Origin of the sequence: Caulobacter ginsengisoli (genome assembly GCF_030814835.1) — a bacterium.
GTDB classification, from domain to species: domain Bacteria; phylum Pseudomonadota; class Alphaproteobacteria; order Caulobacterales; family Caulobacteraceae; genus Caulobacter; species Caulobacter ginsengisoli.
Genome location: NZ_JAUSVS010000004.1, coordinates 212051 through 236396 on the forward strand (window position 1 = coordinate 212051; position 24346 = coordinate 236396).

Below are 24346 nucleotides of genomic sequence, written 5' to 3' on the forward strand. Positions count from 1 at the left end.
CTTTTCGCAACGCACAATAGGGCGGTAAACACCCATGAAGCTGCTTGTCCCGGTCAAGCGGGTGATCGATTCCAACGTCAAGGCGCGGGTTAAGCCCGACCAGACGGGCGTCGACCTCGCCAACGTCAAGATGGCGATGAACCCCTTCTGCGAGATCGCCGTCGAGGAAGCCGTCCGCCTCAAGGAGAAGGGCGTCGCCACCGAGGTGGTGCTGGTCTCCATCGGCCCGCAACAGGCCCAAGAAACTATACGAACTGGCCTGGCCATGGGCGGCGACCGCGGCATCCTGATCGTTTCCGACACCGACCCCGAGCCCCTGGCCGTCGCCAAGCTGCTCAAGGCGGTGGTCGATGAGGAAAAGCCCGACCTGGTGCTGATGGGCAAGCAGGCCATCGACGGCGACAACAACGCCGTCGGCCAGATGCTCTCGGCCCTGCTGGACTGGCCCCAGGCCACCTTCGCCTCCAAGGTCGAGATCTCCGGCGGCAAGGCCGCGGTGATCCGCGAAGTGGACGGCGGCCTGCAGACCGTGGAAGTGCAGCTGCCGGCGGTGATCACCGCCGACCTGCGCCTCAACGAGCCGCGCTACGCCTCGCTGCCGAACATCATGAAGGCCAAGAAGAAGGAAATCGCGATGAAGACGGTCGCCGATTACGGCGTCGACGTCGCGCCTCGCCTGAAGGTCCTCAAGGTCGCCGAGCCGGCCAAGCGCTCGGCCGGGGTCAAGCTGGAAACCGCCGCCGATCTGGTTGGCAAGCTGAAGAACGAAGCGGGGGTTATCTGATGGCCGTTCTCGTCGTCGCCGATAACGACAACGCGCACCTGCGCGATTCCACCAACAAGACCGTGACGGCCGCCCTGGCCGTTTCGTCCGACGTCGATGTCCTGGTCATGGGCCAGGGCGCCAAGGCCGTCGCCGACGCCGCCGCCAAGATCGAGGGCGTGCGCAAGGTGCTGCTGGCCGAGAGCGCCGACCTCGGCCACGCCGTCGCCGAAGCCCAGGCCGCCACCGTGGTGGGCCTGATGGGCGGCTATGACGCCGTGCTGGTCCCGGCCACTGCCGGCGGCAAGAACTTCGCCCCGCGGGTCGCCGCCAAGCTGGACGTGGCCATCATCTCCGACGTGCTGGCCATCGTCTCGGCCGACACCTTCACCCGGCCCATCTATGCCGGCAACGCGCTGGAGACGGTGCAGTCCTCCGACGCCAAGAAGGTGCTGACCGTCCGCGCCACCGCCTTCAAGGCGGCCGGCGAAGGCGGCTCGGCCAGCGTCGAATCGGCCTCGGCCGGCGCCGACGCGGCCAAGACCAAGTTCGTCTCCGAAGAGATGGTCAAGTCGGACCGTCCGGAACTGACCGCCGCCAAGATCGTGGTGTCGGGCGGCCGGGCTATGGGTTCGGCCGAAGAGTTCCACAAGGTGATCGAGCCCCTGGCCGACAAGCTGGGCGCCGCCGTGGGCGCCAGCCGCGCCGCCGTCGACGCCGGCTATGCGCCCAACGACTACCAGGTCGGCCAGACCGGCAAGGTCGTGGCCCCTGAGCTCTACATCGCCATCGGCATCTCGGGCGCCATCCAGCACCTGGCCGGCATGAAGGACTCCAAGGTCATCGTGGCGATCAACAAGGACGCCGACGCGCCGATCTTCCAGGTCGCCGATTATGGCCTGGTGGCGGATTACAAGAACGCCGTGCCTGAGCTGATGGACGCGCTCACCGCGATCGGAAAGTAGACAGCAAAAAAGCCGGGAGGCCGGTTTCCCGACCTCCCGCAGTGCTCGGAGCTTTGAAGAGATCTAGCGGCCGTCGGTCTTCGCACCGGCGGCCGCGATCGTTTGCGGCTCGCCCAGCCTGAAGGTCACCTTGCGACCCAGCAGTTCGTCGGGCGGGCTGGCGAATTTCAGGCCCTTGAGGGCGGCCCCGGCCGCGGCCTGGTCGTCGCGGTTGCCGCCGGTCAGCTGCAGGGCGTAGCCGCGCGGGTCGGTCGACACCTTGATCTGCACGGCGACGGGGTCGGTCAGGCCGGCGGCGGTCAGCCGGGCCTGGATCTGGCCGCGGGCCCCGGCCAGCCATTGGTCGGCGGCGGGCGAGGCGTTGGCTTGTGAGAGACTGACGACGGCGGCGAGCGCCGTCGCCGCCAGGAGAAGCGGGCGGAAGGTCATGGTCGGGGTCTTTCGGTGTGAGGGAGGAAGCGGCGCCGTGAGGAGACAGATGCGCGCTCCGACCTCGAATTACGAACGATAGCTTTTGCAGGTGCTTGTGAGTCCGGCTAACATCTCACAATGAGCCGGCTGCCGCCCTTCATCGCCCTGCGCGCCCTCGAGGCGGCGGCCCGCCATCAGAGCTACAGCCGCGCCGCCGACGAGCTGGCGGTGACCCATGGCGCGGTCAGCCAGCAGATCCGCCGGCTGGAGGAGGAACTGGGGACCACCCTGTTCGTGCGGCAGGGCAACGGCATGGTCCCCACCGCCTCGGCCCTGACCCTGGCCGGGGAGGTGTCACAGGCTCTGGCGACCCTCAGGCGCGGGGTCGAGGCGGTGCGGGAGCAGTGCAGCGGACCGCTGGTGCTCTCCACCGTGCCGGCCTTCGCCACCCGCTGGCTGGCCCCCAAGCTGGGCCGGCTGACCGCCGAGATCGACGAGACCGAACTCTTGCTGCGGGTCGAGATGCGGATGGCCGACTTCGTCACCGATGGGGTCGACGCCGGCCTGCGTCACGGCGAGGGAAACTGGCCGGGCCTGGAGGTGGCGCCGCTGTTCATGGACCGGCTGTTCGCGGTGGCGACGCCCGACTTCCTGGCCAGACACCCGATGACCTCGCCCGCCGACCTGGCCGGCGCCCCGCTGCTGCACCACACCATCTGGCCCTGGCGGCTGTGGTTTGAGCGAATGGGACTGGATCAGGCGCCGCCGGCCCGGGGGCTGGTGTTCGAGGACTCGGCCATGCTGCTGGACGCCGCCGTGCAGGGCATGGGCGTGGCCCTGGCCCGCAGCGGGCTGGTGGGTGAGGATCTGCGTTCAGGCCGCCTGGTGCGGCTGTTCGCCGACGAGCTCTGCGCCGACATGGGTTATTTCCTGGTCTGGCGCAGCGATAGTCCCAAGCTCGCCCGCATCCACCGCCTGCGCGACTGGCTGCTCGCCGAGGCGGCGCGGGAGGCGGACGGGGTCTGAGCTCCGGAAGACGTCCTCCAGTCGGGGCTGTTCGAAGACGAAGCCCAGCTCGGAAAGCCGGCGCGGCAAAACCCGCTGGCTGGCCAGGAACAGGTCGGCCATCTCGCCCATCGGTAGGCGCAGGGCCAAGGCCGGGGCGGCCAGGAAGCGGGGCCGCTTCAGCCAGCGGGCCAGGCGGTCGGCGAAGGCCTTCTGGGTGACCAGGTCCGGGGCCACGGCGTTGACCGGCCCCCGCCAGCGCGGGTCGTCCAGGGCCGCCAGCACGATGCGGATCGCGTCATGGCGGCCGATCCAGGGCGTCCACTGCCGCCCCGTTCCCATCACCATGCCCAGCCCGAACCGGAACGGCAGGCCCATCAGCGGCAGCGGGCCGCCGCGCCAGTCGAACACCATGCCGAGCCTGAGCAGACAGACCCGGATGTTCAGTTCCGAGGCCTTCACCGCCTCGGCCTCCCAGCGCCAGCACAGTTCGCTCATGAAGCCGCGCGAGGGGCCGCTGGCCTCGCTGAGCCCTTCCTCGGCGCGGTCGCCATAGTAGCCGGTGGCCGAGGCGCTGATCAGCACGGCGGGCTTGCGCTCAAGCCGCTCGGCCAGGGCCAGCAAGGCGCGGGTGACGTTGAGGCGGCTGCCCAGCAGGGTCTCGCGCCGCCCCCTGGTCCAGAGGCCGCCGATGACCGGCGCCCCCGCCAGGTTCACCAACGCATCGATGCGGGTCTCGGCCGGGAGATGATCGAGGCTCTCCAGCACCAGCACCCGCTCGCCGAACCGGGCCCGGGCCGACAGCCCGTCCCTGGTCAGGGCCATCACCCGCCAGCCGGCCGCCAGCAGGGCGTCGATCAGGGCCGGGCCCAGGAAGCCGGTGGCGCCGGTGATCAGGACGGTGCGGCCGTTGGGCGCCGCCGGCGGCGCGGCGGCTGGACTTTTCGCGCGGGCGGCCAGGGTGTCCCGCACGGCCCAGACCAGCACGCCAGCGCCCATGGCTGTCATCGCCCAGGAGCCGAGGCCGTGGTTCTGCAAAGCCAGCCCGGTCGGCAATTGACCCCAGGCGGCCAGCACCGGCGCCAGCACAGCCAGCACCGCGCCGAACACCAGGGCCATGACGGTGTGCAGCACCCGCTCGCTGGGCGGCAGGCGGCGGGTTCGGTCCTCCAGCAGGAAGTCCTTCAGGGTGATGACCACCTCGACGGCCATGATCGCCGCCAGGATCAGGGCCCAGACGCCCTGGAAGGCCAGCCAGGCCAGGCCAAGATAGACCAGGCCATAAATCCATTCGCGGGCGCCATGCAGCGCCAGTTCCGCCCGGGCCTGCGGTTTGCCCGGCAGGCCGGCCGCCAGTTCGTGATGGGCGAAGGTGTCGTAGGCGCCCAGCAGGCCCTGCAGCAGCATCAGGACGATGACGGCGGTCATTTAAAGCACTCCCTCCGGCGGGTCCCGGAACAGGCCGTCCTGGAACAGGGTCTCGCCGAACAGCGGGTGGGTGAAGATCAGGGTGAAGCGGAAGGTCCCGCCGCCCATATCGGTATGGATGACATGCGCCCGGCCCGGGCTGGTCAGCAGGGGCAGGGGGAGACGGATGGGACCGAGCGTGGCGAAATAGGCCAGGCTGCGGAAATGCAGGGCGCGGTCCTCGACCGTGACGGCCAGGGTCATGCCAAGGCCCCCGCGCACCACCTCCATCAGGGCGCCGCTGGGGCTCATCAGCTTGGCGGAGGAGACCATGACCGGCCGGTGGCCGGCGAAATCGTAGGTGCGGTCCCAGGCCAGGCCGCCGCGTTGGTCCAGATGTACGTCCACCCGCACCGGCACGTCCGCGCCGCGCCAGGGGGCCAGCGGGGTGCCGATCAGCCGGCAGACCTGGGCGAACAGCCAGCCGACCGGGTTGGCCCGCACGACCATCTCGCCGCTGTAGACCACAACGCGGTGATGGCTGGCGGTTCCGAACCTGGCCTGCACGGCCGTCGGCAGGTCGTTCCAGGCTCTACCGAGGAGTCGGGCGAAATCGGGAGTCGTTGCGTGCCTGGGCCTTGCCGGGGTCCAGGGTGGGGCCAGATCCAGAAAAGCCATCGCCGCGCTCCTCGCAGGCTATTTCTTATATTTCTGTTATTACAGAAATAGCAGCAATGCTTCGCTGTCGCAAGAGAGTCACACCTTGTTCGTTGCGGTGCAGCAAACGCTTTCCGTCGGTGGGGTTTGTCGTGTTAGAAGGTCGGCCTGTTGCGGCGAGCCCTCAGGTCGGGCGCGCCAAATCGCCAAGGAATTGGGCCGAATGGTGGATATCAGGACGGTCGGCGTCATCGGCGCGGGCCAGATGGGTCAGGGCATCGCGCATGTCTGCGCCCTTGGCGGCTATGACGTGCTGCTCAACGACATCGAGCCGGACAAGATCAAGGAAGCCCTGGCGATCATCGACGGCCATATGAGCCGCCAGGTGGCCAAGGGCGTCATCACCGACGCCGACCGCGAGGCGGCGCTGGGGCGGATTCGCTCCGCCGACCTGGCCGCCACCGGCGGGGCAGACCTGATCGTCGAGGCGGCCACCGAGAACGAAGAGGTCAAGAAGGCCATCTTCCGCTCGCTGCATCCGCACCTCAAGGCCGACGCCCTGCTGGCCTCCAACACCTCGTCGATCTCGATCACCCGCCTGGCCTCGATCACCGACCGGCCCGAGCGGTTCATCGGCCTGCATTTCATGAACCCCGTCCCGCAGATGAAGCTGGTCGAGGTCATCCGCGGCATCGCCACCGATGTGGCCACCTACGAACAGGCCGTGTCCTTCGCCCGCTCGCTGGGCAAGATCACCACCAACGCCGAGGACTTCCCAGCCTTCATCGTCAACCGCGTGCTGGTGCCGATGATCAACGAGGCCATCTACACCCTGTATGAGGGCGTCGGGACCGTCGAGGCCATCGACAACGCGCTGAAGCTGGGCGCCAACCACCCGATGGGCCCGCTGGAACTGGGCGACTTCATCGGCCTGGACACCGTGCTGTCGATCATGAACGTGCTGCACGACGGCCTGGCGGACAGCAAATACCGCCCCTGTCCGCTGCTGGTGAAGTATGTCGAGGCCGGCTGGCTGGGCAAGAAGGTCGGCCGCGGCTTCTACGACTACCGCGGCGACGTGCCGGTTCCCACCCGCTAGGGGCCTCGCGAGGCGGCAGCGCGCACAAGCCGCAGCCGCAAAGCTTTAATCATTTGGACACCATGATCGGACGCAGTCGATAATCCTTATCGATTCGTCTGGTCAGGACCCGATGCAAAGGCTCACCCTGGCGCTGTTTGGCGCCGCCTACTTCTGTATCGCTCTGACCGTGGCCGTCCTTCTGGGCCAGGGGGCGCTGCCGATTGGCGCCGCCCTGTTCGTGGGGACCCTGGCGGGGCTGGTGGCTATTCACGGCCTGATCCTGCGCGGCTTCGAAAGCGGCGCCCTGCGCGGCGAACTGGAAAACCTGCGCGAAGCCCAGCTCATTCTCGCCGGCCAGCTCGAGAAGATCGACGCCCGCATGAGCGAGCTGGTCGAAACCGTCACCGACGACGCGCTTCGCCGTTCAGAAGCGCTTTCCAGCGAGGTCCATATGCTGGAGGACATCGTCCAGCGCATGGGCGAGCGGCTGGAGCACAACCTGACCCACCAGGTGCAGGTGGCCCGTCCCGCCGCCGGACGCTCGGCCCAGTCGGCCGCCCTGCTCGACACCGTCCGCGACGCCCTGGCCGAGGGCCGGGTCGACCTCTACCTGCAGCCGGTGGTCAGCCTGCCCCAGCGCCGCACGGTCTTCTATGAGAGCTTCTCGCGGCTGCGCGACGACACCGGCCGGGTGATGATGCCGGCCGAATACCTGGCCGTGGCCGAGCCCGAGGGGCTGGTGGCGGCCATCGACAACCTGCTGCTGTTCCGCTGCGTGCAGATCGTCCGGCGGCTGGCCAAGCAGGACCGCAAGGTCGGCATCTTCTGCAACATCTCGCTGGCCAGCCTGGCCGACGAGAACTTCTTCCCGCAGTTCCTGGAATTCCTGTCCGGCAACAAGGACCTGGCCGGGGCCCTGATCTTCGAGCTGGGCCAGGCGGCCTTCGAATCGCGCGGCGCGGTCGAGGCCCGGCACATGGCCCGGCTGGCGGACCTGGGCTTCCGCTTCAGCCTCGACAAGGTCATCGACCTGGACCTCGACTTCCAGGACCTCAGCCGCGCCGACGTCAAGTTCGTCAAGGTCGGCGCCCAGATGATGCTGGACCAGCTGGAAGAGACCGACGGCCGTCTGGTCCTGCGTTCGCTGCCGGACCTGCACGCCTCCGACTTCGCCCGCCTGACCCGCCGCTACGGGGTCGAGGTGATCGCCGAGAAGGTCGAGAGCGAGCGCCAGATCGTCGACATCCTCGAGCTCGACATCGCCTTCGGCCAGGGCCACCTGTTCGGCGAACCCCGCGCCATCCGCGACGCCGTCCTGGCCGAGGCCGACCCGCCGGCCGACTTCATGCGCACCAGCCTGCTGCGTCGGGTGGGGGCGCGGTAGGGCCTTGAACCGGCGCGCGCTGCTGGCCCTTCCGGCGATCCTGACGGCCTCCTGCGCCAGCGTAGGCGGCAAGACCCTTCCCGAGGTTCCGACACCGGACTGGATCGGCGTCCGCTATACGGGCGATCCCAATGCGGCCTACGCGCCGCCGTTCGATCGGGCCAACCGCATCGACGATCTTGCCACCCGGCAGGCGCTGGCCGACTTTGTCAATGCGCGGCGCGACCGCTTCTCCGTCCCCTGGGCCGGCGCCCCGATTCCGGAAGTGACGCTGTATTTCTACCGCGGCGACAAAGATCTGATGATTGGCTTTGGCATCGGCGCGAGCTTTTTCCAGCGGGCGATCTTCGAGACCCGCCAGGCCTCGCGGGCGGAAGTGATGGAGGCCCTGCGGTTGGCTCGGATCGACCTGGCGCGCCTCAAATGGATCAAGGTCGGAGCCGGGTAGTTTTCCGGTTTGCATAGCAAGCATCGGAATGCTTCCCGGCCCGCCTGGCCTCATCATCTCCCCATCGCAAGGAGAGATCCGATGACTCAAGAAACCCTTCGCTACGCCACCGGCCGCACCGATCTCGGTCTGGTCCTGGCCGCCGTCTCCGAAACCGGCCTGCGCCTCGCCATCCTGGGCGATGACGCCAAGGCCCTGGCCGCCGACCTCGCGGCCCGCTTCCCCGCCGCTCAGCTGGTCGAGGACAACGCCGCCCTGGCTCCGGCGTTGAAAAGCCTGGCCGCCCTGGTCGCCGAGCCCGGCAAGCCCGTCGACCTGCCCCTCGATGCGGCCGGCACCCCGCTGCAGCAAGAGGTCTGGACCGCCCTGCGCGCCATCCCGGCCGGCTCGACGGCCAGCTATGCTGAGGTTGCCGCCGCCATCGGCCGGCCCAAGGCGGCCCGGGCGGTCGCCCAGGCCTGCGCCGCCAACCCTCTGGCGGTGATCACCCCCTGTCACCGGGTGGTGCGGGCGGATGGCGGGCTCTCCGGCTATCGCTGGGGCGTCGAGCGTAAGCGGGCGTTGCTGGCCCGTGAGGCGGCGCTGTGATCGATCCAGCCGACCTCGACTGGACCCGAATCGGCGCCGAGCTGGACGAGCGCGGCTGGGCGCTCACCGGCCCGGTGCTGGACGCCGCCGACTGCGAACGGCTGGCCGGCCTCTATGAGAGGCCGGCCGGCTTTCGCAAGACGATCGTCATGGCCCGGCATGGCTATGGACGGGGCGAGTACCGCTACTTCGACTATCCGCTGCCCGACCTGGTCCAGCGCCTGAGGACCGGCCTCTATCCGCAGCTCGCGGTAGTGGCCAACCGCTGGGCCGAGCGGCTGGGAACGGCGGGCGGGTTTCCGGACACTCATGAAGCCTACGCCGCCCGTTGCCATGCGGCAGGACAGCTTCGTCCGACGCCGCTGATGCTCACCTATGGTCCCGGCGACTACAACTGCCTGCACCAGGACCTCTATGGCGAGGAGGTCTTCCCCCTGCAGGCCGCATTCCTGCTCGACGAACCGCGCGCGGACTTCGAGGGCGGCGAGTTCGTGCTGGTCGAGCAGCGGCCGCGCCAGCAGTCGCGGCCCGAGGTCGTGCCGCTGACCAAGGGCTGCGGGGTCATCTTCGCCGTGCGCGACCGGCCGGCCGAGGGCAGCCGGGGGGTCCATCGCCGCATCCTGCGCCACGGCGTGGCCACCATCCGCGCGGGTCGCCGCCGGACGCTGGGGGTCATCTTCCATGACGCCACTTGATTGACGCATCGCAACATAGCCGCTACCCGCCGGGGCCATGACCGACCTCCCCGCCGGCCTCTCCGAACTCGCCGACCGCTACGACGTCCTGCTGTCGGACGTCTGGGGGGTGATCCACAACGGCCGCGAGAGCTTCCCTGTCCCCTGCGCCGCCCTGGCCAGATGGAAGGCCGAGCGCGGCCCGGTGATCCTGATCTCCAACGCCCCGCGCCCCTCCAGCGACGTGCTGCCCCAACTGGATGCGCTGAAGGTGTCGCCCGACGCCTGGAGCGCCTTCGTCTCCTCGGGCGACGCCACCCGCATGCTGCTGGCCGAGCGCGCGCCCGGTCCCGCCTGGCGGATCGGCCCCGACCGCGATGCGCCGCTCTACGAAGGCCTGGGCCTGACCTTCGCCGATGAAGCGGACGCCGCCTTCATCTCCGTCACCGGCCCCTATGACGACGAGGTCGAGACGCCCGAGGACTACCGCGCCCGCTTCATCGACGCCGCCGCCAAGGGGCTGCCGATGATCTGCGCCAATCCCGACCATGTGGTGCAGCGCGGCTCCAGGCTGATTTATTGCGGCGGCGCCCTGGCCGACCTCTACGCCCAGCTGGGCGGGCCGGTGCAGATGGCCGGCAAGCCGTTCCGGCCGATCTACGACCTGGCTCTCACCGAGGCGGAAACCTTGCTGGGCCGCCCGCTCGATCCGGCCCGGGTGCTGTGCATCGGCGACGGGACCATCACCGATGTGAAGGGCGCCCAGGACCATGGGCTGGACTGCCTGTTCATCGCCAAGGGCATCCATGGCGAGGCCGCCATGGGACCGGACGGCAAACTCAACGCCGACGCCGTCGAGGCCCTGCTGGCCGCCGAGGGCGTCAAGGCCCGCTACGCCATGGCTGAACTGACCTGGTAAGAAGGAGAGCGCCGTGAAGGGCCTGTTTCTGGAAGAGCTGAGCGTCGGCCAAAGCGCCGAACTGGTCCGCACGGTCGACGAGCGGGCCATCGAGTTGTTCGCCGAGGTCACCGGCGACAACAACCCGGTCCACCTCGACGCGGACTACGCCGCCGGCACGCCGTTCAAGGAGCGCATCGCCCACGGCATGCTCTCGGCCGGCTACATCTCGGCGGTGATCGGCACCAGGCTGCCGGGGCCGGGCGCCATCTACATGTCGCAGCAGCTTTCCTTCCGGCGGCCGGTGAAGATCGGCGACGAGGTCACCGCCCGGGCGACGATCACCGCCATCGATGCCGACAAGGCCCGGGTCACGCTGGAGACCGTCTGCCTGGTCGGCGGCAAGCCGGTGCTGTCGGGCGAGGCGCTGATCATGGTTCCCCGCAAGAGCGCCTGATGAGTTTCCGCATCATCCACGGCTGGAAGCATCTGGGCCCCGACGACCGCGGCGCGGCCGTGGCGCTGGGCAATTTCGACGGCGTGCATCTGGGCCACCAGGAGGTCATCGCCGAGGCGGCGCAGGCGGCCCGCAAGCTGGGCGCGCCGCTGGGGGTGATCAGTTTCGAGCCGCACCCCCGCCGGCTATTCCAGCCCGAGGAGCCGGCCTTCCGGCTGATGACCCCGGACCAGCAGGCCCGGGCGCTGGCGGCGCTGGGCGTCGAGCGTTTCTACGTCCTGCCCTTCGATTTCGAGATGGCCAACTTCACCGACCGGGGCTTTGCCGAGTCGGTGCTGGCCGGCGGGCTGGGCGTCAAACACGTTGCCGTCGGCTTCGACATCTCCTTCGGCAAGGGCCGCACGGGCAGCCCCGAGGCCATGGCCGAGTACGGCCGGGAGCTGGGCTTCACCGTCTCGGTCGCCGAGCCGGTCGGCGAGGAGGGCCACAAGTATTCCTCCACCGCTATTCGGCAGGCTTTGCGCGACGGCCATCCGGACGAGGCCGCCGCCATGCTGGGCCGGCCGTTCGCCATCGAGGGGGTGGTGCGGCGCGGCCAGCAGCTGGGCCGCAAGCTGGGCTTTCCCACCGCCAATGTGATGATCGCCGACTATGTGGTGCCGCGCCTGGGCGTCTACGCCACCCGCACGCGCCTGCCCGACGGCCGGGTCTATCCGGGGGTCGCCAACATCGGCAACAACCCCACCACCGGCGAGGTCGAGACCCGGCTGGAGGTCTGGCTGTTCGACTTCGACGAGGACCTCTACGGCCAGGTCATCGAGACCGAACTGGCGGCCTTCCTGCGGCCGGAGGAGAAGTTCGGGTCCATCGAACTGATGGTCGAGCAGATCCATCGGGATGAGGCGCAGGCTAGAAAGCTTCTCGGAGCCTGAAGGTTGGCGACCCTTCCTCCTCGATGGAGGAAGGGCAGGGTTGGTGGTGTTCGCTTGGAGCCTGGGCGAAAAGCTCAGGGTGGCGTGGTCGCCTCCCCGCGTTCCTCCGGAAACGCTGTGCCACCACCACCATCCCCAACCCTTCCTCCATCGAGGAGGAAGGGAGCTTATGAGGTGGCTTCTCCCCTGAGAGGTGAAACTTCGCCCCCGACCCTTGCCGCCCCTCCCATCCCGGTGTTCCCTGTTAACCAATCCAGGCGGGGGCCGACGTGAAGGGCATCAAATACCGGACTTTCGCCAAGGCCCGCCGGCCCGTTCGGCGGCGCAGCGCGTCGCTGTCCTTTCCGCCCGAGGCCAACTTCGTCTTCGATTCCCACGATGAGGCGCCGCCCCGGCCACCGACCGACCATGACCTGCTGGACGCCTATTCCAACGCCGTGGTGCGGGCGGTCGAGATCGTCGGGCCGGCGGTGGTGCGGGTCATGCCCATCACCCCCGACCAGAGCCTGATCGGCGAGGGTTCCGGCTTCGTGGCCTCGCCCGATGGCCTGATCCTGACCAACAGCCACGTGGCTCAGGGTTTCACACGTTTCGTCGTCATCACCGCCGAGGGCCGGGCCCTGACCGCCCGCATCGTCGGGGACGATCCTGACACCGACATCGCCCTGTTGCGGCTGGAACAGGGGGTGAAGCTGCCCCACGCCAGGCTCGGCGATTCCAAGAAGCTGCGGCGGGGCCAGCTGGTTATCGCCATCGGCGCGCCGCTGGGTTTCGAGGCGACGGTGACCACCGGGGTGGTCTCGGCCCTGGGCCGTTCCCTGCGCGGCGAGCGCGGCCGGCTGATCGAGGACCTGATCCAGACCGATGCGGCCCTCAACTACGGCAACAGTGGCGGACCGCTCGTCAACTCGGCTGGCGAGGTGGTCGGGATCGCCACAGCGGTGATTTCCGGCGCTCAGAATCTCTGCTTTGCGGTGGCCTCCAACACCGCCTCCTTCGTGATGGCCGAGCTGCTGGCCCATGGCCATGTGCGGCGTGGCTCCATCGGCCTGGTGGCCCAGCAGACCCCGATCCCGCCGGCCATGGCCCGGGCGGCCGGCGTGGACCAGGCCTACGGCATCTGGGTCGCGGCGCTGGAGGCCGGCGGACCGGCCGCCAAGGCGGGCCTGGCGGAGGGCGACCTGATCGTCGCGGCCGACGGCAGGCCGATCACCGGCCTGGACGATCTGCTGCGGGTGCTGGACCACCACAGCATCGACCGCCCGACCCGCTTCGACATCATCCGCGCCGGCAAGCTGATGACCGTTACGGTGACGCCCAAGGCGCGGCGCAAGAGCTAGACCTCGACGCCCATCGCCTTCAGTACCCGCGCCGGCTGGGCCTGGGTGTTTTCCAGCCGAACCTTCACGCCGTGCTTTTCGCAGCGCTCGGTGAACTCGCGCAGCACCCCGACTCCGCTGGCGTCGACCAGCGGCACGTCGGTCATGTCCAGCCGGAAGGTCCTGGGCAGTCCGCTGCCTGAGGCCAGCAGGCTCGTCAGAAGCTCGCTCAGGCCCGAGGCGGCGCCGAAGAACAGCGGCCCGCGCAGGCGATAGGTGCGGGTTTCGCCGGCCTGCTCGGCCAGGACATGGTCGTCCTCTTCCTCCTGGCCGCCCAGCGAGACGCCCTGCTCGACCCCGGCCAGCTCGGCCATGCGGTGCATGAACACCACCGCCGCCAGCACCACCCCCACGGCTATGGCCACCGTCAGGTCGACCGTCACGGTCAGCAGGAAGCTGGCCAGCAGCACCACCCGGTCGCCCATCGGGGCGCGGAGCAGGCGGCGGAAGCGCGGAATCTCGCTCATGTTCCAGGCCACCAGCACCAGGATGGCGGCTAGGCTCGCCAAGGGCACGAAGGTCATCCAGTGGCCGGCGACCAGCATGAAGACCAGCACGAAGACGGCGTGGGCCATGCCGGCGACCGGCGAGCGGCCGCCGGAGCGGACGTTGGTGGCGGTGCGGGCGATGGCCCCGGTGGCGGGCAGGCCGCCGAACAGGGCCGAGGCGAAATTGGCCGCGCCCTGGGCCACCAGCTCGGCGTTGGAGCGGTGGCGGGTGCCGATCATGCCGTCGGCCACCACCGCCGACAGCAGGCTCTCGACCCCGGCCAGGAAGGCGATGGTCAGGGCGCTGGGGGCCAGCTCCCGCAGCCGCGCCAGGCTGATCGCCGGCAGGTGGGGGGCGGGCAGGGCGGCTGACAGCTCGCCGAAGCGCGAGCCGATGGTTTCGACCGGCAGCTGGGCCAGGGCCGCGATGACCGAAGCGCCGGCGACGACGATCAGGAAGCCCGGCAGCCGCGGCGCAAACCGCCGAAACAGCACGATGGCCAGGAGGCATCCGGCCGACAATCCCACCGCCCAGGGGGTCAGGCTGTCCCGCGCAGCCCAGAAGGCCGCCCATTTGTCGAAGAAGTCGGCGGGGACGCCGGTCATGCTCAGGCCCAGCAGGTCGCGGACCTGGCTGGAGAAGATGATCACCGCGATGCCGGCCGTGAAGCCGGTGACCACCGGCTCGGGCACATAGCGGATATAGCCGCCCAGCCTGGTCCAACCCGCCACGGCCAGAATGGCGCCGGCCATCAGCGTGGCCAGGATCAGGCCGTCATAGCCGTGCTGCTGGATGACGTTGAACACCACCACCACGAAGGCGCCGGTCGGCCCGCCGATCTGCACCCGGCTGCCGCCCAGGGCCGAGATCAAGAAGCCGGCGATCACCACGGTGATCAACCCCTTGTCCGGCGTGGCGCCCGAGGCGATGGCCAGGGCCATGGCCAGCGGCAGGGCGACGATGGCCACCGTCAGCCCGGCCAGCAGGTCGGTGCGGAAGGGACCCCAGCCGTAGCCGGTGGTCAGGGTGGTGTAGAGCTTGGGAACCAGGCTGGCTCGCGCCCTCGTGGGCGGAGCGGCGGGGGAGGGCAGGTCGGTCATCGCGGAATCCGAATCGGCCGGATCGACCGGTCGGGCAAGCTTCGCGCCGTAAGACCATGTCGGGCAAGGGGTCTTTCCGTCGCGCTCAGGCGACCTTACCCACATAGATGGTGCAGCTGGACGAGCCGCCGGTCAGGGGATTGTCGAAGGTCACCACCTGGGCGCTGGGATCGAGGAAAACCTGGGCCATCAGGACCATGAAATCGGCGTCCGGCCCCTCGTCCGACCACAGGGCGAACACGCCGCCGGGGGTCAGGGCGGCCCCCATGCCTTGCAGGCCCGCCGCCGAATAGAACCGGGCATGGGCCGGGTTGAGCAGGCTGCGGGGGGAGTGGTCGATGTCCAGCAGGATGACATCCAGGCTGGCGGGCTCCAGGTCGAGGGCGAAGAAGTCGCCCAGCTGGAATTTGCAACGCGGATCGGCGCTGAGCTCGGCGCCGAGCGGGACCAGCCCTTGCCGGTGCCAGTCGACGACGGCCTCCATGGCGTCGACCACCACCACCGAGGCGGCGCGCGGATCGTCCAGGGCCGCCTTGGCCGTGTAGCCCAGCCCCAGACCGCCCACGAGAATGCGCAGCGGCCGATCCGGCGCGGCGGCCAGGCCGAGCGTCGCCAGGGCGATCTCACCGGCCGTGAACAGGCTGGACATCAGGTGCTCGTCGCCGAGCAGCACCTCATAGACGTCGGTCTCTATGGAGAGGATATGCCGCCGCCGCAGCGAGATCGGCCCCATCGGGGTCTGGCGATAGTCGATCTCTTCGAACAGCCGGCTCATGGGCCAGCCTAGGCCGAATTTCAGGGGGCGCCTAATCCGAGGGACCGTGCGTGCGGCCGCCCACGCCCAGTCCTATCGGCTGGCGCGGCAGCGGCGTTATTTCGGTGACAGTTTACTTTATTCGCTCCCGTGGCTCGCTGGCCGCCGGAGGGGGCTCAGGGCGAATAAAGTAAACTGTCACCGAAATTGCTGGCTCTTCCGATCACGCCATCTGGGCCGGGTCGTAGAAGAACCGCTCCTCGACGATCCGTTCGCCCTCCCAGCGTTGCCAGGCTACCTCCTCCAGCGTCCGGGTCTTCCCATCGATACCGGCGAAGGTCCAATGCCACTGGGCCGCGACATGGTCGCCGTCGTGCAGGACCGGGCCGACCAGGCGGCCGACCACCGAATGGGAGCGGGTCAGGCTCTTGCGTTCGTGCTCGATCAGGTTGGCCAGGCCAACCCGGGGCGGGGCGAGGTTTTCGCGCATGGTGGCGTGGTCGGCGTAGAAGGCCTCCATGGCCTCGACGAAGCGGCCGGCTTCGACTTCGGCAATGAAGGCCTTGAGGGTAGCGGGGCTGGGCATGGCGGACTCCAAATACCGACTTCAGGTCGGTATTTACCGGCCTTCGGTCGGTCTGTCCATCCTGTGCTAGGAGCAGGGCATGGCGACTCAGGCGCAGAGACGGGAGGCGACGCGGGGGGCGATCCTGGCCGCGGCGGGCGCCCTGTTCGCCGACGCCGGCTTTGCCGCGACCTCGGTGGACGACATCGCCCGGGCGGCGGGGGTGGCCAAGGGGGCTGTCTATCATCACTTCCCCTCCAAGGAGGCGGTGTTCGAGGCGGTGTTCGAGGCCGCCTCGCGCAGCCTGATCGGGCCGGTGATCAAGGCGGCGATGACCGCGTCGGACGAACTGGACTCCATCGTCGTCGGGACCGAGGCCTATTTCCGCGCCTGCGCCGACCCGGCCTTCGCCCGCATCATCCTGCGCGACGGGCCCGCCGTGCTGGGCTGGCAGCGCTGGCGCGAGATCGACGCCCAGCATTTCGGCGGCATGATCCCGGCCTCGCTCAAGTCGGCCATGCGCGATGGCTTGATGGCCGAGCAGCCGGTGGAGCCACTGGGCCGGCTGCTGGCCGGCGCGGTGACCGAGGCCGCCGTCGCCTGCGCCGCCGCCGAGGACCCGATCGCCACGGGCCTGGCCCATGTCGAGGCGCTGCGTGGCCTGTTGCAGGGGCTGCGCAAGGCCTGACGCCTTCCCCAGGCGGCAAGGCTCTGCTACAGCCCCCGCCATGGTCTCGATGCGGAAAATCTCGCGAATTATCCGCCCGGCGTAGAGCCGGGTTTGCTCCCGCATGCGCCGGGTCTTTTTGAGCCCGCACCTTTTACCGAGCCGGATGATAACGCCATGGCCGACGACGCAGCCCGCGACTACCGCGACACCGTCTTTCTTCCCGAAACCCCGTTCCCCATGCGGGGCGGCCTGCCCACCAAGGAGCCGGAGATCCTGGCCAAGTGGGCCGAGGCTGACCTCTACAACGCCATCCGCGCCAAGCGGCAGGCTGACGGCGCCCCGCTGTTCGTCTTCCACGACGGCCCGCCCTACGCCAACGGCCCGATCCATATCGGCCATTCGCTCAACAAGATCCTCAAGGACTTCATCGGCCGCTCGCGGTTCGCGCTGGGCTACGACGTCGACTTCGTGCCCGGCTGGGACTGCCACGGCCTGCCGATCGAGTGGAAGATCGAGGAGGCCTACCGCGCCAAGGGCCGGCGCAAGGACGACGTGCCGGTCGGCGAGTTCCGCGCCGAGTGCCGCGCCTATGCCGCCCACTGGATCGAGGAGCAGGGCCGCGAGTTTAGGCGCCTGGGCGTGCTGGCCGACTGGGAAAACCGCTACTCGACCATGGACTATACGAGCGAGGCGGCCATCGTCGCCGAGTTCCACCGCTTCGTGGCCTCCAACCAGCTCTACCGCGGCTCCAAGCCGGTGATGTGGAGCCCGGTCGAGCGCACCGCCCTGGCCGACGCCGAGGTCGAGTACCACGACCACAACAGCCCCACCGTCTGGGTGAAGTTCCCGGTCGTCGAAGGCCCGGACGTCGCCGACGGCGCCTCGGTGGTGATCTGGACGACCACGCCCTGGACCATCCCCGCCAACCGGGCGGTCTCCTACAATCCCGACATCGCCTATGCGGTCTATGAGGTCGAGGCGCTGGAAGAGGGGCTGGAATTCGCCCCCTGGGCCAAGGTGGGCGAGCGCTTCATCCTGGCCGAGAAGCTGGCCGCCGATGTCTTCGCCGCCGCCAAGGTGGCGAAGTTCAAGGGCGTCGACACCATCGACTGCTCGGGCATGGAGCTGGCCCATCCGCTGGCCAACCTCGACAGCTATTACGGCTTCGCCGTCCCCATGCTGTCCGGCGACCATGTCACCGACGACGCCGGCACCGGCTTTGTCCACACCGCCCCCGGCCATGGCCAGGACGACTATGTGGTCTGGCTGGCCCACGGCCATCGCGAGATCCCCGAGACGGTCGATCCGGACGGCGCCTACTACCCGCATGTCGCCCTGTTCGCAGGCCTCAAGGTGCTGGAGACCGAGGGCAAGAAGGTCGGCAAGTTCGGCCCGGCCAATCCGGCGGTGATGGACAAGCTGATCGAGGCCGGCAATCTGCTGGCCCGGGGGCGGCTGGAGCACAGCTATCCGCACAGCTGGCGGTCCAAGGCCCCGGTGATCTTTCGCAACACCCCGCAGTGGTTCATCCGCATGGACGAGCCGCTGGAGGACGCCGCCCACGCCGGCCGCACCCTGCGCGAAACGGCGCTGGAGGGGATCGAGTCGACCGCCTTCTATCCCGACGCCGGCCGCAACCGCATCCGCGGCATGGTCGAGAGCCGGCCCGACTGGCTGATCAGCCGGCAACGCGCCTGGGGCGCGCCGCTGGCGATGTTCGTCGACAAGGAAACCGGTCAGCCGCTGCACGATGCGGACGTCAACGAGCGCATCGTCACCCTGATCCGGGCCGAGGGCGCCGACGCCTGGTTCACCCGGCCGTCCGGCGACTTCCTGGGCAACCACGATCCCGAGCGCTACGAAAAGATCGAGGACATCCTCGATGTCTGGTTCGACTCCGGCTCGACCCACGCTTTCACCCTGGAGAACCGCCCCAACAGCCATTGGCCGGCCGATGTCTGCCTGGAGGGCTCGGACCAGCACCGCGGCTGGTTCCAGTCCTCGCTGCTGGAGAGCTGCGGCTCGCGCGGCCGGCCCTCCTACAAGGCGCTGGTCACCCATGGCTTCACCATGGACGAGCAGGGCCAGAAGATGTCCAAGTCGATCGGCAACACGATCGAGCCCCAGACCATCATCAAGGAGAGCGGGGCCGAGATTCTGCGCCTCTGGGCCGCGGTGGTCGACTATTCCGAGGACCAGCGGATCGGCAAGACCATCCTGGCCACCACCACCGACGCGTACCGCAAGCTTAGAAATACGGTTCGATATCTGCTGGGCGCCCTGGCCGATTTCGATGACGCCGAGCGGGTGGCCTTCGCCGACATGCCGGCCCTGGAGCGGCATATCCTGCACCGCCTGGCGGTGCTGGATGTCCAGGTGCGCCACGCCTACGAGACCTACGCCTTCCAGGAGGCGCTCAAGCCCATCCTCGACTTCTGCCAGGCGGATCTGTCGACCTTCTTCTTCGACGTGCGCAAGGATTGCCTCTATTGCGACCGGCCTGACAGTCTAAAGCGTCGGGCCTATCGCACGGTCCTGGACCTGGTCTTCGAGCGGCTGACCATCTGGCTGGCCCCCCTGACCCCCTTTACCATGGAGGAGGCCTGGCTGACCCGCTTCCCCGAGGCCGGCTCCAACTGCCTGCGGGTGTTCCCTGAGACCCCGGCCGACTGGCGCGACGAAGCGGCGGCCGGGCGCTGGGAGAAGGTGCTGAAGGTCATCGGCGTCGTCACCGGCGCGCTGGAGATCGAGCGCCGGGAGAAGCGGATCGGCGGGGCGCTGGAGGCCGCGCCGGTCGTGCACATCGCCGACGCCGACCTGCTGGCTGCCTTCGAAGGGCTGGATCCGGCCGAGTTCTTCCGCACCAGCCAGGCCACCCTGCTGGCCGGCGAGGGGCCCGCCGGGGCCTTCCGCCAGGACGAGGTCAAGGGCGTGGCCGTTGAGCCGCATAAGGCGCAGGGGCGCAAGTGCGCGCGGTCCTGGCGCATCCTGCCGGAGGTCGGCGGCGACTCACGCTATCCCGACCTTTCCTTGCGCGACGCCGACGCCGTGGCATGGTGGGACGCCCGCCATGCCGGCGCCGGCCAGGAGACCGTGGCTTGAGCGACCATTTCGACATCGATCCGACTCCGGCCGAGCCGGAGCTGCCCCATCTCTCGGAGGCCAACGCCGCCGCGGCCGCGCCCCTGCCGGAGCGCCGGCAGCTGGCCCCGGCCATCTATGCCCTGGCCCTGGCGACCATCGTGGTCGACCAGTTGGTCAAGCTGTGGATCGTCGATTCCTTCCACCTGCCGGCCCTGGGCTCGGTGCCGCTGCTGGGCCCCATCCATCTGAGCATGGTCTGGAACAACGGCATCAGCTTTGGCCTGCTGCGCCTGGACTATCCCTGGATGCGCTGGGTGCTGGCCGGGTTCGCCCTGGCCGTCGCCGCGGTGCTGGCCAGCTGGGCCCGCAAGGTCGAGCGGCCGCTGCTGGCCGCCGCGGTCGGGCTGATCATGGGCGGGGCGCTGGGCAACTTCATCGACCGCATCCGGCTGGGCGCGGTGGCCGATTTCATCGATGTCACCCGGCTGGGCTTTCCCTGGGTGTTCAACGTCGCCGACAGCGCGCTCAGCATCGGCATCGTGCTGCTGGTCCTGGATGCGGTGCGCAGCGAACTGGCCATGCGCCAGAAGGCCTGACCAGACGCCTAAAAAGCGCCTTGCTGAAGGGCGACATTCCAGCCTGTTGGCGCCCGCGCTGGTTTGGCGTATCGAGATTGCCTGAAATTGGCCGGGGGCGGCCGCTGGAGCGTTAACTCATGAAGTCCACCCACGTCATCGCCGCTGTCGCGTTGCTCGCCGCCGCCGGTCTTGGTGGTTGCCAGTCGACGTCCAAGGCGCTGGGCATGGCCAAGGTCACCCCCGACGAGTTCCGCGTGGTCACCAAGGCGCCCCTGGTCGTGCCGCCCGACTATAGCCTGCGCCCGCCGGCGCCGGGCGAGGCCAAGCCCTCGGAATTGCAGCCCGACAGCGCCGCCCGCGCCACCGTGCTGGCCCAGGCCGACGCCGTGCAGCGTTCGGACGGCGAAAAGCTGCTGGTCGCCCGGGCCGGCGTCGACAAGTCCGACCCGCTGATCCGCTATGTCGTCGACGACGAGTTCGGCGACATCGCCCACAAGGACAAGGGCTTCGCCGACACGGTGATGTTCTGGCGCAAGGACAAGCAGGAAACCCACCAGGCCGCCGTGGCCCAGGCCGGGGGCGGCATCGCCATGACCCCGCTCGACGCCGCCGGCGAAGAGGCCCGCCTCAAGGAACTGACCGGCGGCAAGGCCATCATCATCACCCGCGACAAGGGCGGGTTCGTGAAGCTGCCGGGTCTCTAGAACCTCGGCGCTTCGATATCGAAACGACGGCAAGGGCGCGGGATCATCCGCGCCCTTTTCCGTTGGGGCCCTGGGTTCCCGCCCTGACTCGGCCTAAATAGGTCCCATGCCCATCCGCCGCCTGCCCCCGGAGACCGTCAACCGCATCGCCGCCGGCGAGGTGGTCGAGCGGCCGGCCAGCGCGGTCAAGGAGCTGGTCGAGAACGCCCTGGACGCCGGGGCGACCCGGGTCGAGATCGAGGCCGACGGCGGGGGGCTGACCCGCATCCTGGTGGCCGATGACGGCCAGGGGCTGTCGGCCGACGACCTGCTGCTGGCGGTCGAGCGGCATGCGACCTCGAAACTGGCGCCGGCCGAGGACGGGACCTGGGACCTGCTGCACATCTCGACCATGGGCTTCCGCGGCGAGGCCTTGCCGTCGATCGGTTCGGTGGCGCGCCTCTCCATCTCAAGCCGCCCCAAGGCCGGCGGCAACGCCCACGCCATCCTGGTCGAGGGCGGAGCCATGGGCGAGGTCGGGCCGGCCGCCTTCGCCGGGCCGCACGGGGCGCGGGTCGAGGTGCGGGACCTGTTCTACGCCACCCCCGCCCGGCTGAAGTTCATGAAGTCCGAGCGGGCCGAGCAGATGGCCATCGCCGAGGAGGTCAAGCGCCAGGCCATGGCCCACGAGGCCGTCGCCTTCACCCTCGACATCGACGGCCGCCGGGCGTTGCGCCTGTCCGCCGAGCATCCCGGCGCCGATGGCCGCCTGGCCCGGCTGGCGGCGGTGCTGGGCCGCGAGTTCCAGGACAATGCCCTGCTGATCGACCAGGAGCGGGACGGGGTGCGGCTGACCGGGTTTGCCGGCCTGCCGACCTATAACCGCGGCAACGCCGGCCACCAGTATCTGTTCGTCAACGGCCGGCCGGTGCGCGACCGCCTGCTGCAAGGGGCGCTGCGCGGGGCCTATGCCGACTATCTGGCAAGGGACCGTCACCCGGCGGCGGCCCTCTATCTCGAACTCGACCCGCAGATGGTCGACGTCAACGTCCACCCGGCCAAGGCCGAGGTGCGCTTCCGCGACCCCAGCCTGGTGCGCGGCCTGATCGTCGGGGCCCTGCGCCACGCCCTGGCCGGGGCAGGCCACCGCGCCTCGACCACCGTCGCCGCCTCGGCCCTGGCGGGGTTCCGGGCGCAGAGTTTCCCGCCGCCGTCGGGGCCATCGCCCGCCGGCTTTTCCGCCTGGCAGTCCGGCGGCTGGACCCCGACCCGCAGCCAGCCGAGCTACAGCCTGCCCGGCATGGCCGAGGCCACGGCCCGGGTCGAGTACGAGACCCCCGAACCGGCTTCGGCCACGGTGATCGACCCCGTCGACTATCCGCTCGGCGCCGCCCGGGCCCAGGTGCATGAGACCTACATCGTCGCCCAGACCCGCGACGGCATCGTCGTGGTCGACCAGCACGCCGCCCATGAGCGGCTGGTCTATGAACGGATGAAGGGCGAGATGGCCGCCGGCGGGGTGATGCGCCAGGCGTTGCTGCTGCCCGAGGTGGTCGATCTCGACCCGGCCGAGGCCGAGCGGGTGGTGGCCAAGGCCGAGGAGCTGGCGGCCCTGGGCCTGGTCATCGAGGCCTTCGGGCCGGGCGCGGTGCTGGTGCGCGAGACCCCGGCCCTGCTGGGCGACACCGATGCGGCGGGCCTGATCCGCGACATCGCCGACGACCTTTCGGAAGGCGGCGACGCCCTGGCGCTGAAGGAGCGGCTGGAGGAGGTCTGTTCGACCATGGCCTGCCATGGCTCGGTCCGGGCCGGCCGCCGCCTCACCGCCGCCGAGATGAACGCCCTGCTGCGCGAGATGGAGGTCACCCCCCATTCCGGCCAGTGCAACCACGGGCGGCCGACCTATGTCGAGCTGAAGCTGGCGGATATCGAGCGGCTGTTCGGGCGGCGCTAGCCCCTACATCTCCGCCTCCGCGAACCGCCGCATCGCCTCGGCCAGATACTCCGTCAGCCCAGGCCGCACCGCCTCGTAGCGCGCCCTGAAGTCCGGATGTTCCAGATACAGCCCGGCCAACCCAGCGAAGGCTTCCGCCGTCGGCGGCCGGTTCCAGCTGGCGGCGATCCAGTCGCGGTGGCGGCGCATCAGGGCCCGCACCGTCTCGCAATCGGCCGGCAGGCCGTCGGCCAGGGCCTTGGCCATGGCCTGCTCGATGGCGCCGGCCTCGGCCATCAGGGCCTCGAAACCGGCCTTGCCAAGACCCTTCATCTTCGTCTTGGCCGCGTCGATCCGCTCGCGCATCGGCTCGCCGTGGCGGTCGATCAGCCAAGCCTCGTATTCCGCCTGTTTCCCGGGCGCGAAGCCCGCGTAAAGGTCCTTGTCGTCCATCGTCTGCTCTCCTTCGAGGGCGGCGAGGGTGTCGTCCAGGGTCTTGAGGAGGGTGCGATAGCGCTCGGCCTTGGCCGCCAGCCGATCACGATGCGTGCGCAGGGCGGCCAGCCGGTCGAAGCCGGGCGCGTCCAGGACCGCGGCGATCTCGCCCAGCGGCAGGTCCAGTTCACGGTGCAGCAGGATCTGCTGCAGCCGCAGCAGCTCCTCCCGCCCGTAGTAGCGATAGCCGTTCTCCCCGACGCTGGCGGGCTTGAGCAGGCCGATCTGGTCGTAATGGTGCAGCGCCCGGACCGAAACGCCCGAAAGCCGCGCCATCTGCTTGACCGTGTAGAGCCTGCTCACATCCGTATCCTCGCCGAATGGACGTCTCATCAGGCCTCACGCGGTGTGAGGGTCAAGTGGGGTGAAACCGTGGGCGGCGCCGAGGCGTTCCGCCCCGATCAACGGGAGCTACCCATGCTGGTCCAACGCGGTCGTCTGATCGACCATATCCATCTGCGCACCAAAGACCTCGACGCCGCCCGGCGATTCTATCAGGCGGTGCTGGACGCCGTGGGCGTGCCGATGACCGACGCCCCCGACCATTTCCTGGCCGACGAGCTCTGGGTCGATGTCGGCGAGCAGCCCAGCCGCGTCCACCTGGCCTTCCAGGCGGCGGACCACGAGACCGTCCAGCGCTTCCATCAGGCGGGCCTGGCCGCCGGCGGCCGCGACAACGGCCCGCCCGGCGAGCGCAGCTATCATCCGGGCTACTACGCCGCCTTCCTGCTCGATCCGGACGGCAACAATATCGAGGCGGTGTTCCACGGCCCCTCCCATCGCTCGGCCGAGAGCGTCGAGATCAGCGCCGGGCCGGGCTGAGGGGCAGAATGAAGAGTTCGTAACTTGAACCCGCGCCGGGTCGGCTCAGTATGGCGTGGGTGCGGCGGAACGCCGCATACCGGTGTTAGGTCCGCCGGGGGCGAGGCTCCCTTTTCAGTGATGT

Annotated in this window: 24 protein-coding genes and 1 pseudogene; 18 read left to right on the forward strand and 7 right to left on the reverse strand. The window is 69.4% G+C overall.

Annotated elements, in window-relative coordinates; all coding sequences use genetic code 11:
• The first annotated feature begins 34 nt into the window (after positions 1-34).
• Positions 35-784 carry an electron transfer flavoprotein subunit beta/FixA family protein gene (locus QO010_RS12675; protein WP_307349641.1) on the forward strand — a complete coding sequence of 250 codons (750 nt, stop codon included), beginning with the start codon at positions 35-37 and terminating at the stop codon, positions 782-784.
• On the forward strand, positions 784-1728 hold the full coding sequence (locus QO010_RS12680) for an electron transfer flavoprotein subunit alpha/FixB family protein (RefSeq protein ID WP_307349643.1): 945 nt from the start codon (positions 784-786) through the stop codon (positions 1726-1728). Before QO010_RS12675 ends, QO010_RS12680 begins: the two co-directional genes overlap by 1 nt.
• Positions 1729-1791: 63 nt before the next feature.
• On the opposite strand, the gene QO010_RS12685 is transcribed toward QO010_RS12680, so the two are convergent.
• Complete coding sequence (locus QO010_RS12685) at positions 1792-2157, reverse strand: hypothetical protein (RefSeq protein WP_307349645.1); 366 nt, start codon at positions 2155-2157, stop codon at positions 1792-1794.
• Between the two features lie 120 nt (positions 2158-2277).
• Here QO010_RS12685 and gcvA point away from each other — a divergent pair, with 120 nt between their 5' ends.
• Positions 2278-3165, forward strand: coding sequence for a transcriptional regulator GcvA (gene gcvA / locus QO010_RS12690; RefSeq protein ID WP_307349647.1), 888 nt, complete (start codon positions 2278-2280; stop codon positions 3163-3165).
• A 15-nt stretch (positions 3166-3180) separates the two neighbouring features.
• Here gcvA and QO010_RS12695 read toward each other — a convergent pair.
• Together QO010_RS12695 and QO010_RS12700 are read right to left on the reverse strand one after the other, a co-directional pair.
• Positions 3181-4572 (reverse strand): annotated as a pseudogene (locus tag QO010_RS12695) (TIGR01777 family oxidoreductase); the annotation flags it as partial.
• Positions 4573-5229, reverse strand: coding sequence for a DUF4166 domain-containing protein (locus QO010_RS12700; RefSeq protein ID WP_307349649.1), 657 nt, complete (start codon positions 5227-5229; stop codon positions 4573-4575). It abuts the pseudogene before it with no gap.
• Between the two features lie 202 nt (positions 5230-5431).
• Between QO010_RS12700 and QO010_RS12705 the strand changes: the two genes are divergently transcribed.
• The 9 genes from QO010_RS12705 to QO010_RS12745 all read left to right on the forward strand — a co-directional run bounded on the left by QO010_RS12705 (position 5432) and on the right by QO010_RS12745 (position 13010).
• Complete coding sequence (locus QO010_RS12705; RefSeq protein WP_307349651.1) at positions 5432-6307, forward strand: 3-hydroxybutyryl-CoA dehydrogenase; 876 nt, start codon at positions 5432-5434, stop codon at positions 6305-6307.
• A gap of 112 nt (positions 6308-6419) precedes the next feature.
• On the forward strand, positions 6420-7673 hold the full coding sequence (gene tipF, locus QO010_RS12710; protein ID WP_307349653.1) for a flagella assembly cyclic-di-GMP phosphodiesterase TipF: 1254 nt from the start codon (positions 6420-6422) through the stop codon (positions 7671-7673).
• Positions 7674-7677: 4 nt separating this feature from the next.
• Positions 7678-8121, forward strand: a complete 444-nt coding sequence (locus tag QO010_RS12715) for a hypothetical protein (protein ID WP_307349654.1) — start codon at positions 7678-7680, stop codon at positions 8119-8121.
• An 81-nt stretch (positions 8122-8202) separates the two neighbouring features.
• Positions 8203-8709 carry a methylated-DNA--[protein]-cysteine S-methyltransferase gene (locus tag QO010_RS12720; RefSeq protein ID WP_307349656.1) on the forward strand — a complete coding sequence of 169 codons (507 nt, stop codon included), beginning with the start codon at positions 8203-8205 and terminating at the stop codon, positions 8707-8709.
• Positions 8709-9404 carry a 2OG-Fe(II) oxygenase gene (locus QO010_RS12725; protein ID WP_307349837.1) on the forward strand — a complete coding sequence of 232 codons (696 nt, stop codon included), beginning with the start codon at positions 8709-8711 and terminating at the stop codon, positions 9402-9404. The genes QO010_RS12720 and QO010_RS12725 overlap by 1 nt, the downstream gene beginning before the upstream one ends.
• Positions 9405-9441: 37 nt before the next feature.
• Positions 9442-10302 carry a TIGR01459 family HAD-type hydrolase gene (locus QO010_RS12730; protein WP_307349658.1) on the forward strand — a complete coding sequence of 287 codons (861 nt, stop codon included), beginning with the start codon at positions 9442-9444 and terminating at the stop codon, positions 10300-10302.
• Positions 10303-10315: 13 nt separating this feature from the next.
• Positions 10316-10738 carry a MaoC family dehydratase gene (locus tag QO010_RS12735; protein WP_307349659.1) on the forward strand — a complete coding sequence of 141 codons (423 nt, stop codon included), beginning with the start codon at positions 10316-10318 and terminating at the stop codon, positions 10736-10738.
• A complete protein-coding gene (locus tag QO010_RS12740; protein ID WP_307349661.1) occupies positions 10738-11670 on the forward strand; it encodes a bifunctional riboflavin kinase/FAD synthetase in 933 nt (310 codons plus the stop codon). Before QO010_RS12735 ends, QO010_RS12740 begins: the two co-directional genes overlap by 1 nt.
• Positions 11671-11939: 269 nt before the next feature.
• Entirely contained in the window at positions 11940-13010 is a 1071-nt protein-coding gene (locus QO010_RS12745) for a S1C family serine protease (protein WP_307349663.1), read from the forward strand.
• Here the strand turns inward: QO010_RS12745 and QO010_RS12750 are convergent.
• From QO010_RS12750 to QO010_RS12760, 3 genes are all read right to left on the reverse strand, one after another.
• A complete protein-coding gene (locus QO010_RS12750; protein WP_307349665.1) occupies positions 13007-14638 on the reverse strand; it encodes a SulP family inorganic anion transporter in 1632 nt (543 codons plus the stop codon). The genes QO010_RS12745 and QO010_RS12750 overlap by 4 nt on opposite strands.
• 85 nt (positions 14639-14723) lie before the next feature.
• Positions 14724-15413, reverse strand: a complete 690-nt coding sequence (locus QO010_RS12755) for a polyamine aminopropyltransferase (protein WP_307349667.1) — start codon at positions 15411-15413, stop codon at positions 14724-14726.
• Between the two features lie 202 nt (positions 15414-15615).
• Positions 15616-15978, reverse strand: a complete 363-nt coding sequence (locus QO010_RS12760) for a nuclear transport factor 2 family protein (RefSeq protein WP_307349669.1) — start codon at positions 15976-15978, stop codon at positions 15616-15618.
• 79 nt (positions 15979-16057) lie between these two features.
• Between QO010_RS12760 and QO010_RS12765 the strand changes: the two genes are divergently transcribed.
• The 5 genes from QO010_RS12765 to mutL all read left to right on the forward strand — a co-directional run bounded on the left by QO010_RS12765 (position 16058) and on the right by mutL (position 22926).
• On the forward strand, positions 16058-16645 hold the full coding sequence (locus tag QO010_RS12765; RefSeq protein ID WP_307349671.1) for a TetR/AcrR family transcriptional regulator: 588 nt from the start codon (positions 16058-16060) through the stop codon (positions 16643-16645).
• Between the two features lie 156 nt (positions 16646-16801).
• Positions 16802-19729: an isoleucine--tRNA ligase gene (gene ileS, locus QO010_RS12770; protein ID WP_307349673.1), complete on the forward strand. Its 2928-nt coding sequence runs from the start codon at positions 16802-16804 to the stop codon at positions 19727-19729.
• Entirely contained in the window at positions 19726-20307 is a 582-nt protein-coding gene (gene lspA, locus QO010_RS12775; RefSeq protein ID WP_307349675.1) for a signal peptidase II, read from the forward strand. The genes ileS and lspA overlap by 4 nt, the downstream gene beginning before the upstream one ends.
• Before the next feature lie 119 nt (positions 20308-20426).
• A complete protein-coding gene (locus QO010_RS12780; RefSeq protein ID WP_307349677.1) occupies positions 20427-20993 on the forward strand; it encodes a DUF3035 domain-containing protein in 567 nt (188 codons plus the stop codon).
• A gap of 106 nt (positions 20994-21099) precedes the next feature.
• Positions 21100-22926 (forward strand): DNA mismatch repair endonuclease MutL, encoded by a 1827-nt coding sequence (gene mutL / locus QO010_RS12785; protein WP_307349679.1) that lies wholly within the window; start codon positions 21100-21102, stop codon positions 22924-22926.
• A 3-nt stretch (positions 22927-22929) separates the two neighbouring features.
• On the opposite strand, the gene QO010_RS12790 is transcribed toward mutL, so the two are convergent.
• Positions 22930-23733 (reverse strand): MerR family transcriptional regulator, encoded by an 804-nt coding sequence (locus tag QO010_RS12790; protein WP_307349681.1) that lies wholly within the window; start codon positions 23731-23733, stop codon positions 22930-22932.
• An 84-nt stretch (positions 23734-23817) separates the two neighbouring features.
• Between QO010_RS12790 and QO010_RS12795 the strand changes: the two genes are divergently transcribed.
• A complete protein-coding gene (locus QO010_RS12795; protein ID WP_307349683.1) occupies positions 23818-24222 on the forward strand; it encodes a VOC family protein in 405 nt (134 codons plus the stop codon).
• The last annotated feature ends 124 nt before the right edge of the window (positions 24223-24346 follow it).